This is a genomic window from Rhizobium mongolense subsp. loessense (genome assembly GCF_900099775.1).
GTDB lineage: Bacteria > Pseudomonadota > Alphaproteobacteria > Rhizobiales > Rhizobiaceae > Rhizobium > Rhizobium loessense.
Window position 1 is genome coordinate 1,345,264 of the sequence record NZ_FMTM01000001.1, and the last position, 16,812, is coordinate 1,362,075.

18 protein-coding genes are annotated in these 16,812 nt (G+C 60.1%); 16 read left to right on the forward strand and 2 right to left on the reverse strand.

The features are described from left to right. Positions 1–57: 57 nt before the first annotated feature. Positions 58–1,893, reverse strand: coding sequence for an extracellular solute-binding protein (locus BLP23_RS06835; RefSeq protein ID WP_092584064.1), 1,836 nt, complete (start codon positions 1,891–1,893; stop codon positions 58–60). 295 nt (positions 1,894–2,188) lie between these two features. Here BLP23_RS06835 and mepA point away from each other — a divergent pair, with 295 nt between their 5' ends. The 6 genes from mepA to BLP23_RS06865 all read left to right on the forward strand — a co-directional run bounded on the left by mepA (position 2,189) and on the right by BLP23_RS06865 (position 8,119). Then, complete coding sequence (gene mepA, locus BLP23_RS06840; RefSeq protein WP_092584065.1) at positions 2,189–3,244, forward strand: penicillin-insensitive murein endopeptidase; 1,056 nt, start codon at positions 2,189–2,191, stop codon at positions 3,242–3,244. Between the two features lie 85 nt (positions 3,245–3,329). Next, positions 3,330–3,695, forward strand: a complete 366-nt coding sequence (locus BLP23_RS06845) for a methylglyoxal synthase (protein ID WP_092584066.1) — start codon at positions 3,330–3,332, stop codon at positions 3,693–3,695. Positions 3,696–3,709: 14 nt separating this feature from the next. Then, a complete protein-coding gene (locus tag BLP23_RS06850) occupies positions 3,710–4,735 on the forward strand; it encodes a glucokinase (protein WP_092584067.1) in 1,026 nt (341 codons plus the stop codon). Between the two features lie 95 nt (positions 4,736–4,830). Then, entirely contained in the window at positions 4,831–6,618 is a 1,788-nt protein-coding gene (locus BLP23_RS06855) for an ABC transporter ATP-binding protein (RefSeq protein WP_092584068.1), read from the forward strand. 18 nt (positions 6,619–6,636) lie between these two features. Then, positions 6,637–7,461, forward strand: a complete 825-nt coding sequence (dapB, locus tag BLP23_RS06860; protein WP_092584069.1) for a 4-hydroxy-tetrahydrodipicolinate reductase — start codon at positions 6,637–6,639, stop codon at positions 7,459–7,461. Positions 7,462–7,483: 22 nt separating this feature from the next. Then, on the forward strand, positions 7,484–8,119 hold the full coding sequence (locus BLP23_RS06865) for a 2,3-bisphosphoglycerate-dependent phosphoglycerate mutase (protein ID WP_092584070.1): 636 nt from the start codon (positions 7,484–7,486) through the stop codon (positions 8,117–8,119). A gap of 50 nt (positions 8,120–8,169) precedes the next feature. Here the strand turns inward: BLP23_RS06865 and phnF are convergent, their stop codons facing one another. Next, positions 8,170–8,907: a phosphonate metabolism transcriptional regulator PhnF gene (gene phnF / locus BLP23_RS06870; RefSeq protein ID WP_092584071.1), complete on the reverse strand. Its 738-nt coding sequence runs from the start codon at positions 8,905–8,907 to the stop codon at positions 8,170–8,172. 116 nt (positions 8,908–9,023) lie between these two features. Between phnF and phnG the strand changes: the two genes are divergently transcribed. The 10 genes from phnG (at position 9,024) to phnN (ending at position 16,810) form a co-directional block, all read left to right on the forward strand. Next, positions 9,024–9,500: a phosphonate C-P lyase system protein PhnG gene (gene phnG, locus BLP23_RS06875; RefSeq protein ID WP_092584072.1), complete on the forward strand. Its 477-nt coding sequence runs from the start codon at positions 9,024–9,026 to the stop codon at positions 9,498–9,500. Next, entirely contained in the window at positions 9,500–10,108 is a 609-nt protein-coding gene (phnH, locus tag BLP23_RS06880) for a phosphonate C-P lyase system protein PhnH (RefSeq protein ID WP_092584073.1), read from the forward strand. The genes phnG and phnH overlap by 1 nt, the downstream gene beginning before the upstream one ends. A 3-nt stretch (positions 10,109–10,111) precedes the next feature. After that, positions 10,112–11,218 (forward strand): carbon-phosphorus lyase complex subunit, encoded by a 1,107-nt coding sequence (locus BLP23_RS06885; protein WP_092584074.1) that lies wholly within the window; start codon positions 10,112–10,114, stop codon positions 11,216–11,218. Continuing rightward, positions 11,215–12,093 carry an alpha-D-ribose 1-methylphosphonate 5-phosphate C-P-lyase PhnJ gene (locus BLP23_RS06890; RefSeq protein ID WP_092584075.1) on the forward strand — a complete coding sequence of 293 codons (879 nt, stop codon included), beginning with the start codon at positions 11,215–11,217 and terminating at the stop codon, positions 12,091–12,093. The genes BLP23_RS06885 and BLP23_RS06890 overlap by 4 nt, the downstream gene beginning before the upstream one ends. Beyond that, positions 12,090–12,866 (forward strand): phosphonate C-P lyase system protein PhnK, encoded by a 777-nt coding sequence (gene phnK / locus BLP23_RS06895; protein ID WP_092584076.1) that lies wholly within the window; start codon positions 12,090–12,092, stop codon positions 12,864–12,866. Before BLP23_RS06890 ends, phnK begins: the two co-directional genes overlap by 4 nt. Positions 12,867–12,878: 12 nt before the next feature. Beyond that, positions 12,879–13,589 carry a phosphonate C-P lyase system protein PhnL gene (gene phnL, locus BLP23_RS06900; protein ID WP_092584077.1) on the forward strand — a complete coding sequence of 237 codons (711 nt, stop codon included), beginning with the start codon at positions 12,879–12,881 and terminating at the stop codon, positions 13,587–13,589. Beyond that, positions 13,586–14,203: a DapH/DapD/GlmU-related protein gene (locus tag BLP23_RS06905; protein ID WP_092584078.1), complete on the forward strand. Its 618-nt coding sequence runs from the start codon at positions 13,586–13,588 to the stop codon at positions 14,201–14,203. The genes phnL and BLP23_RS06905 overlap by 4 nt, the downstream gene beginning before the upstream one ends. A 164-nt stretch (positions 14,204–14,367) precedes the next feature. Next, complete coding sequence (locus BLP23_RS06910) at positions 14,368–15,063, forward strand: DUF1045 domain-containing protein (protein ID WP_092584312.1); 696 nt, start codon at positions 14,368–14,370, stop codon at positions 15,061–15,063. Positions 15,064–15,074: 11 nt separating this feature from the next. Continuing rightward, positions 15,075–16,214 carry an alpha-D-ribose 1-methylphosphonate 5-triphosphate diphosphatase gene (locus BLP23_RS06915; protein WP_092584079.1) on the forward strand — a complete coding sequence of 380 codons (1,140 nt, stop codon included), beginning with the start codon at positions 15,075–15,077 and terminating at the stop codon, positions 16,212–16,214. Beyond that, on the forward strand, positions 16,211–16,810 hold the full coding sequence (phnN, locus tag BLP23_RS06920; RefSeq protein ID WP_092584080.1) for a phosphonate metabolism protein/1,5-bisphosphokinase (PRPP-forming) PhnN: 600 nt from the start codon (positions 16,211–16,213) through the stop codon (positions 16,808–16,810). The genes BLP23_RS06915 and phnN overlap by 4 nt, the downstream gene beginning before the upstream one ends. Positions 16,811–16,812 lie beyond the last annotated feature (2 nt).

Genomic DNA, 16,812 nt, shown 5'->3' on the forward strand with positions numbered 1-16,812 from the left:
TGTCCTTGATTCGCGGGTTCACTGTGAACGCTTCCCGGCCGGAATGGCAAGACGTCTTCACTTGCCGGCATTCGCCGACCACCAGACGGAGGGCATTCCAAGTGAGTATTCAGGCAGCTCGGGTGGGTGTGCGATCCCGTTCCAGTAGGCAATCCGCGAAGTTCTGGAGCCATAACTCGGAACGACGATGTGGTGGGCCAGCAGAACCCGGTCCAGCGCCTTGGTCGCGGCTACCAGATCCTCGCGATTCTTGGCAAAAATCACTTTCTTCACCAGCGCGTCGATACCGGGATCGCTGATGCCGCTATAGTTCTGTGAGCCATCGCGTTTTGCGGCATCCGAGCCCCAATACTCGGCCTGTTCGTTGCCGGGGTTCATCGACTCCCCCCATCCGCTGTAGATCATGTCGAAATCCCGCGACCGCCAGCGGTTGGTAAACTGCGAGGGCTCGATGCTGCGAACTGTCGCCTCGATGCCAATTTTCCGCAGATTTTTGGAGAAAGACAGCGCTATAGGCTCGATCGTCGGGCCGTTCAGCAATATTTCGAAGGAAAGCGCCTGGCCGGTTTGGACGCTCATCATCCGGCTGCCTTTCAGTTCGTAGCCCGCATTCTTGAGCATGCCGATCGCTGTACGGAGATTGTCGCGCAGTCTTGCCGGATCGCCGTTGACGGGGTTTTTGTAGGGCTCCGTGAAGACCTTCGGCGGAACGAGATCCTTTACTTCATTGAGAATTTCCAGCTCTCTTCCTTTCGGAAGTCCGGAAGAAGCAAGCTCGGTGCGGAAGAAGAAACTGTCGATACGGTCGTACGAGCCGTAAAAAATAGTTCGTTTCAGCTCCTCGAAATCAAAGGCGTAGTTCAGCGCTTCGCGCACGCGCTCGTCGGCGAATTTTTCCCGGCGAAGGTTGAAGATAAAGCCCACCATCACCCCGACCGTGCGCATTTCGTTTTCGACTTCCTCGCGCTTTACACGCCCGTCGGAAACGGCCGGAAAATTGTAGGCTGTTGCCCAGCGCTTTGCGGCATTTTCCCACCAGTAGTCGGTATTACCGGACCGGAAAGCCTCGAACATCACGTCACGATCCGCATAATAAGTGTATTCGATGGCGCCAAAGTTGTTCTGGCCGATGTTTACGTTCAGGTTCTTGCCCCAATAGTCGTCCCGCAATTGATAGCGGATGGTAGAGCCGGGTGCGACAGAGGCTATTTTGTAGGGGCCAGAACCCATCGGTATTTCCAGTGTCGTTCGCGAGATATCGCGCGGCTTGCCGTCCGGCCCATTCGCCTTCCACCAATGCTCAGGAACGACGACGAGCTGTCCGACGATCTGCGGCAATTCGCGATTATTCGCCTCATCGAACTGGAAGGTGACTTCGCGCTCGCCCGTTTTTTCGACGGATTTGACATGCCGGTAATAAAATTCCTGCTGCGGGTCGTTCTTCGTCGCCTGCTGGAAACTGAAGACCACGTCCTCAGGAGTCACAGGCTGACCATCCGCCCACTTTGCCTCGGCTCGAAGACGAAAAGTCGCGGAAGACATGTCGTCCGGATACTTTACCGCCTCTGCAAGCAGGCCATAACTCGACGAGACTTCATCGAGCGCAGTCGTCATCAGCGTTTCGAAAACGAGAGCTAGTCCGGCGCCTGCCTCTCCCTTAGCTAGAAGGGGATTGAGCGTATCGAAGCTGCCTTCGTCGGATAGACGAAGGGTTCCGCCCTTCGGCGCCTGCGGATTGACATAGTCGTAATGGGCAAAGCCGGACGGATGCTTCAGGTCGCCCACGGTGGAGATACCGGTCCGCCATCCATCCGCATCCTGCGCGCCGGCACTCCATGCAAACAGTGCGGAACCCAAGGCGCATAAAACAAGCTTCGCCCTCAACGATACCATTCACCAAACCCCATGTTATTTTAGCTTTCACCGAGAAGAGAATACGGGAAATAGGGGCAAAAAACAGGAGAGTGTGCAGTTTTCGGCCATCTCGCGATGTTTTGACCGGATGGGAGCCGTCAGGGCGCGGCTTGCTCAAGCCGCCTTCGCAGTATGCCGGGCAGTTCCGAGACGAGCTGCGGATCGCCGCTCCACGAATGCCACCCCGACCCTGCTGGCAAAACATCGATTCACCAAAATTGCTTTTCACGGTAGATTCGACGCAAATCACTCCGGCAGACATTCAGGATACCGCATGACATTCCGCCTCGCTCCGCCTTTCCAGACAGTCGGCAGACTCGCTTTGGCGGGTATCATCGGTGCAAGCCTGATTGCGGGCGATGCGGCAGCACAGCAGAAACAGCCGAGTCCCGGCAGCGCCAAAGCGCTCTTCGGTTCGGCTTCCCTGCCCGCACAGGGCCCGGCCCAACCGATCGGCTTTTATTCGAAGGGGTGCATGCTGGGCGGCGTCGCCTTGCCCGTGGATGGTCCGACATGGCAGACGATGCGCCTTTCCCGAAACCGCCGTTGGGGCGATCCGGCTATGATTGCATTGCTTGAGCAATTGTCCCGCGATGCGCAACAGAAGATCGGCTGGCCGGGGCTGCTGGTCGGCGATATTGCCCAACCACGCGGCGGGCCGATGTTCAACGGCCACGCCTCGCATCAGATCGGCCTCGATGCCGACGTCTGGCTGACGCCGATGCCTTCACGTCGGATGACAGCGCAGGAGCGCGAAGATCTTCCCTTCACCACGACGCTGCAGAAGGGGAAGTTCCTGACAATCGACCCTAAGGTCTGGACGCAATCCCATGCCAAACTGTTGATGCTTGCGGCAAGCTATCCCGAGGTGGAGCGCATTTTCGTCAACCCCGCAATCAAGAAAAAGATGTGCGATACGTGGACGGGGGACCGCACGAACCTCGGCAAGCTGCGCCCGATATACGGCCACGATTCGCATTTCCACATTCGTATGAAATGCCCGCCAGGCGCTGCGGCCTGCAAGCCGCAGGCGCCAATTACTGACGGCGATGGCTGCGGCAAGTCGCTGGCCTGGTGGTTCACCAAGGAGCCGTGGGCCGCACCGAAGCCCAATGCCCGGCCACCTAAGCCCCCGCGCGAAATGATGGTGTCCGATCTTCCGAAATCTTGCGCCGCCGTTCTGGATGCGCCGGCTGCTGCATCCATGGCGGCGACTGATGGTGGCTCGGCTGCAACCGCCCTGACAGCAGCACCGGCCGTACCGGCAGCAGACGGAGACCTTCTTCCTGCCGTGGGCCCTGTTCCCACCGACAAGCCCTTGGTGCAATGAGAGTGGAAATGCTTGTTTTTCAGATCGTGGGCTTGGTATAGAAGCGGCCAAATCGATTGAATTCATGGGATGGAGGTTCTTTTTCATGGCCGGCGGCAAATGCCTCGCATTGATTGCGCATGACCAGAAGAAGAATGAGATGGCGGAATTTGCCCGCCGCAACAAAGACCCGCTTTCCAAATGGAAGATCGTGGCAACCGGAACAACCGGCGGCCGCGTCCTCGATGCGGTGCCCGAGCTCGATGTCACTCGGCTGAAGAGCGGGCCGCTTGGCGGCGATCAGCAGATCGGCGCATTGATTTCGACCGGTGAATTTTTTGTCGATCCATTGACGCCGATGCCGCATGATGTTGACGTGAAGGCATTGATGCGGCTTGCGATCGTTTACGATATTCCAATGGCGCTGAACGAAGCGACCGCCGAAAAGCTCATCCCGACTCTGCACGCCTAGACACGGAACCGGCTATGTCCATGCCCAACACCAGCAATGCCCACCTGCCTTTTCCGATCCTGATTGGCGATATCGGCGGAACGAATGCGCGCTTCTCCATTCTAGGGGACGCCTCGGCCGAGGCCGTCAATTTCCCGAACGTTCGCACAGCCGATTTCGGAACCATCGATGAAGCGATCCTGGAGGGCGTTTTTGCAAAGACGGACATGCGCCCGCGTGCGGCTATTCTCGCCGTTGCCGGCCCGATCAACGGCGATGAAATTCCGCTGACCAATTGCGACTGGATCGTCCGTCCTTATACGATGCTTGAACGTCTCGGCATCGAGGACGTGGTTGTCATCAACGACTTCGAGGCGCAGGCACTGGCGATTTCCGCCCTCGGTGAGAACGATCGCGAGCGCATTGGCGCCGCATCCGGAGAGCTTGTCGCTTCCCGTGTTGTGCTCGGTCCCGGAACCGGCCTCGGCGTTGGCGGGCTCGTGCGTGCGCAAGGCTCGTGGATTCCCGTGCCGGGCGAAGGCGGCCATGTCGATCTCGGACCACGCAGCAAGCGCGACCTGGCAATCTTCCCATATATCGAGACTATCGAGGGCCGCGTCGCAGCCGAGCAGATCCTTTGCGGACGCGGTATCGTCAATCTCTACCGCGCGATATGCAAGGCGGACGGGATTGTTTCCAAATACCACGATCCAGCCGATATCACCTCTCATGCGCTTGCTGGAACCGACAAGACCGCCGTGGAGACCATCTCGCTTTTTTCAACTTACCTTGGCCGGCTCGCGGGCGATCTGGCGATGATCTTCATGGCCAAGGGCGGCGTCTATCTTTCAGGCGGCATCTCGCAGAAGATCCTGCCGGCATTGAGGAGGTCGGAATTCCGCGCCGCGTTCGAGGACAAAGCGCCGCACTCGCACTGGCTGAGGGCGATTCCGACTTATGTGGTGACTCACCCGCTTGCAGCCCTTGCTGGGCTTTCCTTCTATGCCCGCCAGCCCGCAAGCTTCGGCGTCTCAACCGAGGGCCGCCGCTGGCGCCGATAGTGCCGCTCTAGCCAAAAGCGCGCCAACTCTTTATAGAGCCGCCCCAAGCGCGCGGCTCATCTGGCGCACGTAGTCCGAGACAGGAAGCTTTATTTTTGGAATCGTCCGCGAACAAGAAGCGCACCGTCAGCAGCGATACCATCACCGGCGTCTTGAAGCGCATCATCGCCGAAAACGGCCGTGATCATATTGGGGGCTATGCTTTCGCGATCAGCTGCCTCGTTGTTGTCGCACTTTCGACTGCGTTCACCGCCTGGATCATGAAGGTCATCATTGACGAAGCCTTCGCCAATCGCCGTGCGGACATGGTCTGGATCATTTGTCTTGCGATCTTCATCGCATTCGTACTGCGTGGCTTTGCGAGCTACGGCCAAGCGGTGGCTCTATCTAGAATCGGAAACAACATCGTGGCGCGCTACCAGCGGCGCCTTTATGCCCACCTGATGACGCTCTCCGTCGGCTTCTACAACGAAGCCCGTTCGGCACACATCGCAGCGCAAGTCAGCCAGAATGTCGGCGGCATCCGCGATGTCATGAATCTGACCATCACGTCGACTGCGCGAGACCTGCTCACGTTCATCGCGCTGCTCGGCGTGATGGTTTTTCAGGATCCGCTGCTAAGCCTTGCAGTCTTCATCCTGGCTCCGCCACTCCTGTACGGCTTGCGATATCTTTCTAAGCGTCTGCGTCAGGTGACCAGGGAAGCGATTCATCTCAACAGCCACGTCTTGGGCGCAATGCAGGAAACGATCCAGGGAATTGCGATCGTCAAAGCCTTCACGATGGAAGGCGAACTGGTACGTAAGCTCAACAAGCTTGTCGGGGCTGCGGAAAACCGCGCAAATCGGATCGCGCGCCTCTCGGAGCGCAATGCGCCGATGACGGAGACCTTCGCCGGTTTCGCCGTCGCCAGCATCCTTGCCTATGCCGCTTACCGTTCGATCTATCATAACGTGCCGCCGGGCGCATTCTTCTCCTTCGTAACGGCATTGCTGCTCGCCTACGATCCCGCCCGCCGCCTTGCAAGACTGCAGGTTCAGCTGGAGCGCGCCGTCGTCAATGCCCGCATGATCTACGAACTACTCGACATGGAGCCGCGTCAGCGCGATCTTCCTGATGCCAAGCCGTTGAACGTGACGAAAGCCCGCATCGAATTCCGTAGCGTATCCTTTGCTTACAGTGCCGATCCGATCCTCAACGACGTGAGTTTTGTTGCAGAGGGCGGCAAGACGACGGCGCTTGTCGGCCCTTCCGGTGCCGGCAAATCAACGGTCATCAATCTCATACCGCGCTTCTTCGACCCGAAGAGCGGGCAGATTTTCATCGATGGCCAGGATATTGCACACGTCACCAAACAGTCGCTTCGCCAGCAACTCGCCTATGTGTCGCAGCAGCCGTATCTCTTCGAAGGCACGATCCGCGAAAACATTCGTTATGGGCGGCCGGAAGCGACGGACGCCGAGGTGGAAGAGGCCGCCCGCCTTGCCTACGCCCATGAATTCATCCTCGCGCAACCCGACGGCTACGACACACCTGTCGGCGAAAACGGCGTGACGCTTTCAGGCGGCCAGCGCCAGCGACTGTCGATCGCCCGGGCGCTCGTCCGGAAAGCGCCGATCTTGCTTCTCGACGAAGCTACATCGGCACTCGATACGGAATCGGAAGCGGCCGTGCAGAGGGCGCTCGATGAAGCGATGACCGGCCGCACCGTCGTCGTCATCGCCCATCGTCTTTCGACGGTCGTACGTGCCGACAAGATGGTCGTGATGCAACAGGGCCGTGTCGTCGAAGAAGGCAATCACGAGACGCTTGCGAAGCGCAACGACGGACTTTACGCTCGCCTCAACAATCTTCAGCGGCCCGCCGCCTCGGATTCTTTTTGACACGGATTATGAGCTGACATGAGCGATGCTGCGATGAAGCTGGTGGTGATTGGGGCAGCGGGTCGCATGGGACAAACGCTGATCCGGCTTATCGATTCCATGGAAGGTGTCACGCTTCATGCGGCCGTGGCCCGGCCCGGCTCGCCATTCGTTGGCAAGGATGCAGGCGAAATCGCGGGCCTTGGACCAAACGGCGTCACCATTGGGGACGACCCTCTCGCGGCCTTTCTTCATGCCGACGGCGTCCTGGATTTTACAACGCCCGGGACGACAACCGAATTTGCTGCGCTGGCCGCTCAGGCGCGCATCGTCCATGTCATCGGCACCACCGGGTGTTCGGATGCGGATAATGCCAAGATCGCGGCAGCAGCGCGTCATGCGCGTATCGTGAAATCGGGCAATATGAGCCTTGGCGTGAACCTTCTCAGCGTTTTCGTGGAGCAGGCTGCTCGAGCGCTCGATGCTGCCGATTGGGATATCGAAATCCTCGAAATGCACCACAGGCGCAAGGTCGATGCGCCGTCGGGCACCGCACTGCTTCTGGGAGAAGCTGCCGCCAAAGGCCGGAATATCGACCTGTCGTCGCAATCGGTCCGCGTCCGCGACGGCCATACCGGCGCGCGCGAGACGGGTACGGTCGGTTTTGCGACGCTGCGCGGCGGTTCGGTAATCGGCGAACACTCCGTTCTCTTCGCCGGAGAAGGCGAGATTGTATCGATGTCGCACAGCGCCGCTGACCGCTCGATCTTCGCGCGCGGCGCCATCAAGGCGGCGCTCTGGGCACGCGACAAGAAGCCCGGCTTTTACTCCATGCTCGACGTGCTCGGGCTCTCCTCACATTGATCTCATTACGGAGGCATATTCCATGAGCGGCACCCTCGTCCTCGTTCGCCACGGCCAGAGCGACTGGAACCTGAAAAATCTCTTCACCGGCTGGAAGGATCCGGACCTCACGGAACTCGGTATCGAAGAGGCCAATACCGGAGGGCAGGCGCTTGCCGACTACGGCATAAAATTCGATATCGCCTTCACGTCGGCGCTCGTGCGCGCGCAGCGCACGCTGACGCTCATTCTCGACAAAATCGGCCAGCCGGACCTCAAGACGATCCGCGACCAGGCACTGAACGAGCGCGACTACGGTGACCTGTCGGGCCTCAACAAGGACGATGCCCGCGCCAAATGGGGCGAGGAGCAGGTTCATATCTGGCGGCGTTCCTACGACGTCCCGCCTCCTGGCGGCGAAAGTTTGCGCGACACCGGCGCGCGCGTCTGGCCTTACTATCTCACCGAGATTTTGCCACGCGTACTACGCGGTGAAAAAGTGCTCGTCGCTGCCCACGGCAACTCGCTGCGTTCGCTGGTCATGGTGCTGGACCGCCTGACCAAGGAACAGATCCTGGCACTCAACCTCGCGACCGGCGTTCCCATGGTTTACAAGCTCAATGCCGACTCCACCGTCGCTTCCAAGGAAGTGCTCGGCGATATGTCCGGGGCGCATTAAGCCTTCGACATCTCATTCAAAAGCCGGGCTCGCTGCCCGGCTTTTTCAATTCAATTCTCTATCGTGAACTGCACCCTGTCGGCTGCAAAGCGGCTGATCGAATACTGAACCGGCACGCCGTCAAGATCGGTATTCATTGCCTTGGCGATGAGCAGGATGGCGCCCGGCGTCAATTCGAGCGTGCTGATGTCGTGTGAATCGGCGTGAGCGGCGGTAATCTCGGTCGTTGCGCGGACGTAATCCGGCAGGCCGAGTTCGGCAAAGGCCTTGGTGATCGATTCCGTCTTGCGATAGACTTCGTCGATACCGGCAAACCGGTCGGCCGGAAACCATGTCGTTGCGCAAGATACCGGCCGCTTGTCGGCCAGACGCAATGTTTCGAGACGGATCACCGCCGTCCCCGGCCTCAGCCTCAGCCAGCGCGCAACGTCGGCATCAGCCCTCTCTTCCGCATGGTCGAGTAGCAGGCCGCGCATCTCGCGCGCCTGAGCGCCAATACCGGCGGTGAAGCGCGTACGCCGCGTGATCGGGAAATTCAGCCTCTCCTTCCGCTCGATCAGGGTGCCGCGGCCCTGCACCGCGCGCACGATGCCTTCCTGAGCAAGGGCGGCAAGCGCGCTTCTGACCGTGTGACGATTGACGCCGAATTGCAGCGCCAGGTTAGTTTCCGGCGGCACCATGCCGGTCTCGTCATAAGCGCCGGCACTGATTGCGTCGCGAATACGGTCCGCGATCTGGCGCCATAGCGCCACGCCCGTTTGTCTCTGTAGCTGGTTCAGCCCGGCCATTTTTTCCCGCCCTGCACTTTCACTTGAGTGATGTCACACGCTTGTCACGTCCTCACCTTAAGGCTACAAATACCTTGTATGGTTGTCTATATCAATAGACATTTAAAGGAACGGCGATGACATCAGCGAAACAGAAGAGCCTTGCGACCCTGCCAGAGATTGACCGCAAGCGCGTTGCCGATCTTCTCGCGCGGGCTGAACGGCACGAACTCGTTGAAGCCTTTGACGCTCTCATTGAAAAGCCAGCGGTTCAACCGGTGCGCGGGCCGGAAACCGGTCTCGTGATGGTGCGCGGCCGCATCGGCGGCGGCGGCGCCCCCTTCAATCTCGGCGAGGTCACGGTTACGCGCGCAACAATACGGCTTGGTTCCGGTGCCGTGGGTCATGCACAGGCGCTCGGTACCGACCGCGAAAAGGCAAGGCTTGCCGCGATCTTCGACGCACTGTGGCAGGACGATGGGATGAAGGATTTCGTCGAGGAGAAGCTGCTTTCGCCGATCACGGCGCGAATCGCTGGGGTCGATCGGCGCAAGGCGGACGAGACGGCGGCGACACGGGTCGATTTCTTCACCATGGTGCGCGGAGACGACTGATGAGCATCAAGACAGAAGCCCTGACGGGTGGTTTTGCCGAACCGGTCTTCCACGCCCAAAGCGTCTTCAAGACCATGATGGATGGCATGGCGCGCCCTGGCACGATCCAGACCGTCGCGCCCGAAGTCGCGCCACCTGCGCCACTTGGCATAGCGGCAGGCGCAATTGCGCTCACGCTGTGCGACCATGATACACCGGTCTGGCTATCTTCCGGGCTTGCAAAATCCGCAACGCTCGATTGGCTCGGCTTTCACACCGGCGCGCCCGTGGCGCCGGAAAAGGCTGAAGCCCGCTTTGCCTTTATTGAGCACGGCGTGACGCTTTCCTCGTTCGGACTCTTTGCCTTAGGCACGCAGGAATATCCTGATCGCTCGACGACGCTGATCGTCGAACTTGCAGGACTCGAAGGCGGCCGCCGGCTGGCCTTGACAGGCCCCGGCATTCAAAGCGTGAACGAGATTGCGCCTATCGGCCTGCCGGAGACGTTCCTGCGGCTCTGGACGGAAAACCGCGCCCTCTTTCCGCGTGGCATCGACCTCGTGCTGACGGCAGGCAGCCGTTTCCTTTGCTTGCCGCGCACCACCAAGATCATCGCAACGGAGATGTGAGCCATGTATGTTGCCGTCAAAGGGGGTGAGGCTGCCATCGAGAATGCCCATCGCCTGCTTGCCGACCGCCGTCGCGGCGACCGCTCGCTGCCTGCGATCGGCATCGACCAGATCGTCGCACAGCTGGCTCTTGCCGTCGACCGTGTCATGGCGGAAGCCTCGCTCTACGACCGCAGGCTCGCCGCACTTGCCGTCCGTCAATCGCGCGGCGACATGATCGAGGCAATTTTCCTGCTGCGCGCCTATCGCACGACGCTGCCACGCTTCGGCTATTCCAAACCGCTCGACACCGCGGCGATGAAGATCGAGCGCCGCGTTTCGGCGACCTACAAGGATTTGCCTGGCGGCCAGCTTCTCGGTCCGACCTTCGACTACACGCACCGACTGCTCGATCCTTCGCTGCTTTCCGACGAGATTGTTGAAGAACCGGCGCAACGTCCGGCTGAAGCCGGCCGCATCATGCGCGTGTCGGAGATCCTTGGCCAGGAGGGGCTGATCGAGGCCGACGGCGATATGCCGGAGGACCACGTGATCGGTGACCTTACCCGTGAACCGATGGAGTTTCCCATGAGCCGCGACCTTCGCCTGCAGGCGCTCGCCCGCGGCGATGAGGGCTTCCTCCTGGCACTCGGCTACTCAACGCAACGGGGCTACGGCCGCAATCATCCCTTCACGGGGGAAATTCGCATCGGCGAGGTCGACGTGGAATTTTACGTTCCCGAACTCGGCTTTGCCGTGTCGCTCGGCGTGATCCAATTGACGGAATGCCAGATGGTCAATCAGTTCAAGGGTTCGGCCAAGGCACCGCCGCAGTTCACACGAGGCTACGGCCTCGTCTTCGGTCAAAGCGAACGGAAGGCGATGTCGATGTCGCTGGTCGATCGCGCGCTACGCGCGGAAGAGCTCGGGGAAGACATCACGGCGCCGGCACAGGATGAGGAATTCGTCATTTCTCACTCCGACAATGTCCAGGCGACCGGCTTCGTCGAGCATCTGAAATTGCCGCACTACGTGGATTTCCAGGCCGAACTGGACCTTGTCCGCCGCATGCGCCGCGACTTCGAAACGAACCGTGCCGGCGGCGACACCATCAAGGAGGCGGCCGAATGAGCGATCTTGCCAACTACAACTACGCCTATCTCGACGAGCAGACCAAGCGGATGATCCGTCGCGCCATCTTGAAGGCGATCGCGATTCCCGGTTATCAGGTGCCTTTTGCTTCGCGCGAAATGCCCATGCCCTATGGTTGGGGCACCGGTGGGGTGCAGGTGACCGCTTCGATCATTGGGCCGGACGACGTGCTCAAGGTCATCGACCAGGGCGCCGACGACACCACAAACGCTGTCTCCATCCGCGCCTTCTTCCAGAAGGTCGCAAACGTCGCGGTGACCACCCACACCAAAGATGCGACGATCATCCAGACCCGCCACCGCATCCCGGAAGAAACGCTCGGAGCCAACCAAGTGCTCGTCTACCAAGTGCCGATCCCCGAACCGCTCCGCTTCCTCGAGCCACGCGAAACCGAAACGCGAAAGATGCATGCGCTAGAAGAATACGGCCTGATGCATGTGAAACTCTATGAGGACATCGCCCATAACGGCCGCATCTCCAAGACCTATGCCTATCCGGTGAAGGTCGCCGGCCGCTACGTGATGGATCCTTCGCCTACGCCGAAATTCGACAATCCGAAAATGCATCTGTCGGGCGCGCTTCAGCTCTTCGGGGCCGGCCGCGAGAAACGGATCTATGCCGTGCCGCCCTATACGGAAGTCGTCAGCCTCGATTTCGAAGACTACCCTTTCGAAATCCAACGCTTCGGCAAACCCTGCGCTCTTTGCGGCGCGGAGGATGTCTATCTCGACGAAGTGATCCTTGACGACAAGGGCGGCCGGATGTTCGTCTGCTCCGATACCGACCATTGCGAACACCGTCGCGAGAAGGGACATGCAGGCGAGATGCTTGCGCCGAAGGAGGCTGCGGAGTGACCGACACCCCTCTCCTCAAAGTCAACGACGTTTCGAAATTCTATGGCAATCGTATCGGCTGCCGGAATGCCTCTTTCGAGCTCTGGCCGGGCGAAGTGCTGGCCGTCGTCGGCGAGTCCGGTTCCGGCAAAACGACCCTACTCAATTGTATCTCGACGCGCCTCATGCCGACCACCGGCAGCGTCGAGTATCAAATGCGCGACGGAAACTATCGCGATCTCTACCGCATGAACGAGGCGGAGCGTCGCTTCCTTATGCGCACCGATTGGGGTTTCGTGCACCAGAATCCGGCCGAGGGCCTGCGCATGACGGTGTCGGCCGGCGCCAATGTCGGCGAACGGCTGATGGCGATCGGCGACCGGCACTATGGCAAAATCCGGTCGACTGCCATCGACTGGCTGGAGCGTGTCGAAATCGACGCCGGCCGCATCGATGACCAGCCCCGCGCTTTTTCGGGCGGCATGCGCCAGCGCCTGCAGATCGCTCGCAATCTTGTCACCAGCCCGCGGCTCGTCTTCATGGACGAACCGACCGGCGGCCTCGACGTCTCGGTTCAGGCGCGCCTGCTCGATCTGGTTCGCAGTCTCGTCAATGATCTCGGTCTTTCGGGCATCATCGTCACGCACGACCTCGCCGTCGCGCGTCTGCTCTCGCATCGCATGATGGTGATGAAGGATGGCTATGTCATTGAGCACGGTCTGACCGATCGCGTGCTCGATGACCCGCGCGAGCCCTACACGCAATTGCTCGTCTCATCGATCCTGCAGGTCTGAAAGGCAACAATCATGGCAACCCCCCTCGTCGTTTCCGAAGTCTCGAAGAGCTTCACCATGCATTTGCGCGATGGCATCAAGCTGCCGGTCATTGCCGATGTCGCCTTCTCCGTCGCTGCCACCGAATGCGTCGTGCTTGGCGGCCCTTCGGGCATCGGCAAGAGTTCCCTGCTCAAGATGATTTACGGCAACTACGCCGTCGACACCGGACAGATCCTGATCAGCCACAAGGGCCGGGTTGTCGATCTTGCCGCTGCGGACCCACGCACCGTTATCGATGTCCGCCGTCATACGCTCGGCTATGTCAGCCAGTTCCTGCGCACCGTGCCGCGCGTTGCCGCGATCGATGTCGTTGCCGAACCATTGGTTGCTCGCGGAGAGGCCGCAGCCGGCGCGCGCGAGAAAGCGGCAGCACTGCTTGAAAAGCTAAATCTTCCCGAAGCGTTATGGCAACTGCCGCCTGCGACTTTCTCGGGTGGTGAGCAGCAGCGCGTCAACATCGCTCGCGGTTTTATCACAGAGCATACGGTGCTGCTGCTCGATGAGCCGACCGCTTCTCTCGATGCAACAAATCGCGCCGTTGTCGTGAGCATGATCGCGGAGAAGAAAAAGGCGGGTGTTGCCCTTCTCGGCATATTCCATGACGAGGAGGTGCGAGAGGCGGTCGCCGATCGCATCCTCGACGTCCAGCAGTTTTCGCCGCGAAAGGCGGTTGCAGCATGAGCCGGAAGCTTGGCGAAACGCCCTATATTCATGAGACTGCCTCCGTCAGCGATGTCACGCTTGGCCGTTATACGGAAGTGTCCGAACGCTGCCGGATCAGCGAAGTCGAATTCGGCGACTATTCTTACATCATGCAGGACGGCTCCATCTGGTGCGCGACGATCGGCAAGTTCGTAAATATTGCCGCCGCCGTTCGCATCAACGCGACCAACCATCCGACATGGCGTGCGACGTTGCATCACTTCACCTATCGCGCTGCGGACTACTGGCCGGATGCGAATATGGAGGCGGAATTCTTCGAATGGCGACGCTCCAACCGCGTCGTCATCGGCCATGACGTCTGGATCGGCCACGGGGCCACCATCCTGCCCGGCGTCACCGTCGGCAACGGTTCGGTGGTCGGTGCCGGCGCAGTCGTCTCGAACGATGTCGCACCCTACACGATCGTCGGCGGCGTTCCCGCAAAGCTTATCCGTGAACGCTTCCCCAAGGAAATCGGTGAGCGGATGGACAAACTTGCCTGGTGGGACTGGGAGCATTCAAGGTTGCGCGCAGCGCTCGAGGATTTCCGGGCGCTGTCGGCCGAAGACTTCCTTTGCCGGCATGATGGCTAAAGCTCTGTTCACGACGGCGCAGGCAAGACCTGCTGAAAGTTCTATGTCGCCGCTTGATCATCATTCTGTCACGGAAATCTTTTAGCCGGGGAGCTTGCTTGCAGTCCGTCGTCAAATCGCTGACATTGCGGCTCTGCTCTACCATTTTTTTCAGGACAAGAATTTTGCGCTACGCCCTTTATTTCACGCCGCCAAAGAACGATCCCCTGACTGGCACTGCCTCCATCTGGCTTGGGCGCGACGCATTTGCGGGCGAAACTTATCCGGCTCCCGAGGAAGATGGGATGCCGGCTGCAGAGCAGTTCGAGCTGACAGCCGATCCGCGCCGTTACGGCTTTCATGCGACGATAAAGGCGCCTTTTGCGCTTGCCTCTTCGGTCACCGAGAGAGACTTGATGACTGTGGTCGAGGATTTCACCGGCCGTACACCGGCATTCGAAATCCCTGAACTTGTCCTCGGGCAGATCGGCCGCTTCTTTGCGCTCGTTCCAGGTTTTCTGCATGCGCCGCTTCAGGATTTCGCGGCAAGCGTGGTAAAGTCCTTCGAGCCGTTTCGCGCAGCGCTTTGCGAGGCCGATATTGCAAGGCGAAAGCCTGAAAAATTGACGGAAAGCCAGCGCGCCAACCTTATGCGCTGGGGTTATCCCTATGTGATGGAGGATTTCGGTTTCCACATGACGCTGACCGGCCAGGTGCCGGAAGAGCGCTCAGCACTGATGAAATCGATCCTGGAGAAGCGTTTTGCCGCCTTCATCGGCCGGCCGCTTTCCATTTCCGGCCTCGCGGTATTCATAGAAGAAGAGCGCGGCGAGCCGTTCAAGATTTATTCCTGGCTGCCGCTTGCTGGCGCCAAACCCTGAGAGATCCGCAGATGACTACAGAGACAGTCCTTTCCAACGCCCGCATCGTTCTTGAAGACGAGATCGTCAATGGCTCGCTTTTGATCCGCGACGGCAGGATTGCCGATATCTCAGAGGGCAATTCGGCAATCGGAGAGGATTTCGAAGGCGATTACCTCATCCCCGGCCTCGTCGAACTCCATACCGACCATCTGGAAGGCCACTATTCGCCTCGCCCGGGCCTGCGCTGGAACAAGACGGCGGCCATCCAGGCCCATGACGCCCAGATCGTCACCTCCGGCATCACCACCGTTTTCGACTGCCTGCGCATGGGCGCGGACGAGGACGGTGGCTTTGAACACGGCGAAATGCGCGAGATGGCTGACGCCATCCAGAAGGCCGAGCAGGAAGGCCGGCTTCGCGCGGAACACCTGATCCACCTGCGCTGCGAAGTCTCGGCCGACAACGTGCTGGCGCATTTCGCGGACTTCGAGGACGATCCCTATGTCCGCCTTGTTTCGCTGATGGACCACGCGCCGGGCCAGCGTCAGTTCCAGACGATGGATCAGTACGTCTTCTACTATCAGAAGAAGCGCGGCCTTTCGGACGAGGAGTTCGCGCGCTTCATCGAAAAGCGCCTCGGCGAATCCGCTCGCAATTCGACGCCGCACCGCACCGCGATCGCCAAGGTCTGCAAGGAGCGTGGTATCACCGTTGCTAGCCACGACGATGCGACACTTGCCCATGTCGACGAGGCGATTGAAAACGGCGTGCGCCTTGCGGAGTTTCCAACGAGCTTCGACGCCGCCAAGGCATCGCACGCGCATGGAATGAGCGTACTGATGGGCGCTCCCAATGTCGTGCGCGGCAAGTCTCACTCAGGCAACATCGCCGCTCGCGATCTTGCAGAGCGCGGCGTCCTCGACGTGCTCTCTTCCGATTACGTGCCACTCAGCCTGCTCTACGCACCCTTCATTCTTGCCGACGAGGTGGAGACCATTTCGTTGTCCAAGGCCATCGCGATGGTGACCGCCACGCCCGCGCGCACCGTCAGCCTCAATGATCGCGGTCGAATCGACACCGGCCTCCGTGCCGATCTTGTCCGCGTCTTCCGCGACGAGGGCGTGCCGGTGACACGATCCGTCTGGCGCGAAGGGCGCCGGGTCGCATGATCCCCTCGCACGAGCCACACTTGGTACCCGGCACAGAGCGAGGCATCATGGTCGTTGTCGTCGGCCCGAGCGGCGCCGGCAAGGACACGCTGATAAACCTGGCGGCAAAGCATTTTGCCGGCCGTCCCGACGTGCATTTCGTCCGCCGCGTCATCACACGGGACCGCGATGCCGGCGGCGAAGATCATCTGTCCGTTTCCGACGGAGGCTTTGTCTCTATGGAGCAATCCGGCAACTTCGCCGTATGGTGGGAAGCGCATGGCCTGAAATACGGCATTCCAGCAGAAGTTTCCGTCGCGCTCGCCAAGGGCCATATGGTAATCGCCAACGGCTCACGCTCGGCACTCCATCTCTTCCATGCCGTTTTTCCCCGCCTCAAGGTCATCAACGTGACCGCACGCCCGGAAGTGCTGGCAGGCCGCCTCGAAGCGCGCGGCCGCGAGACGCACGAAGACATTATGGCCCGCCTCGCCCGCGGCCCGCTGACCGTACGCGGCGACTACGACGTCACCGAACTAGACAACAGTCGCTCGCTGGAGGAAGCCGGGCGCAAGATCATCGAGACGCTCAACGGCTTCCTCACAAAAGTTGGTTAGCC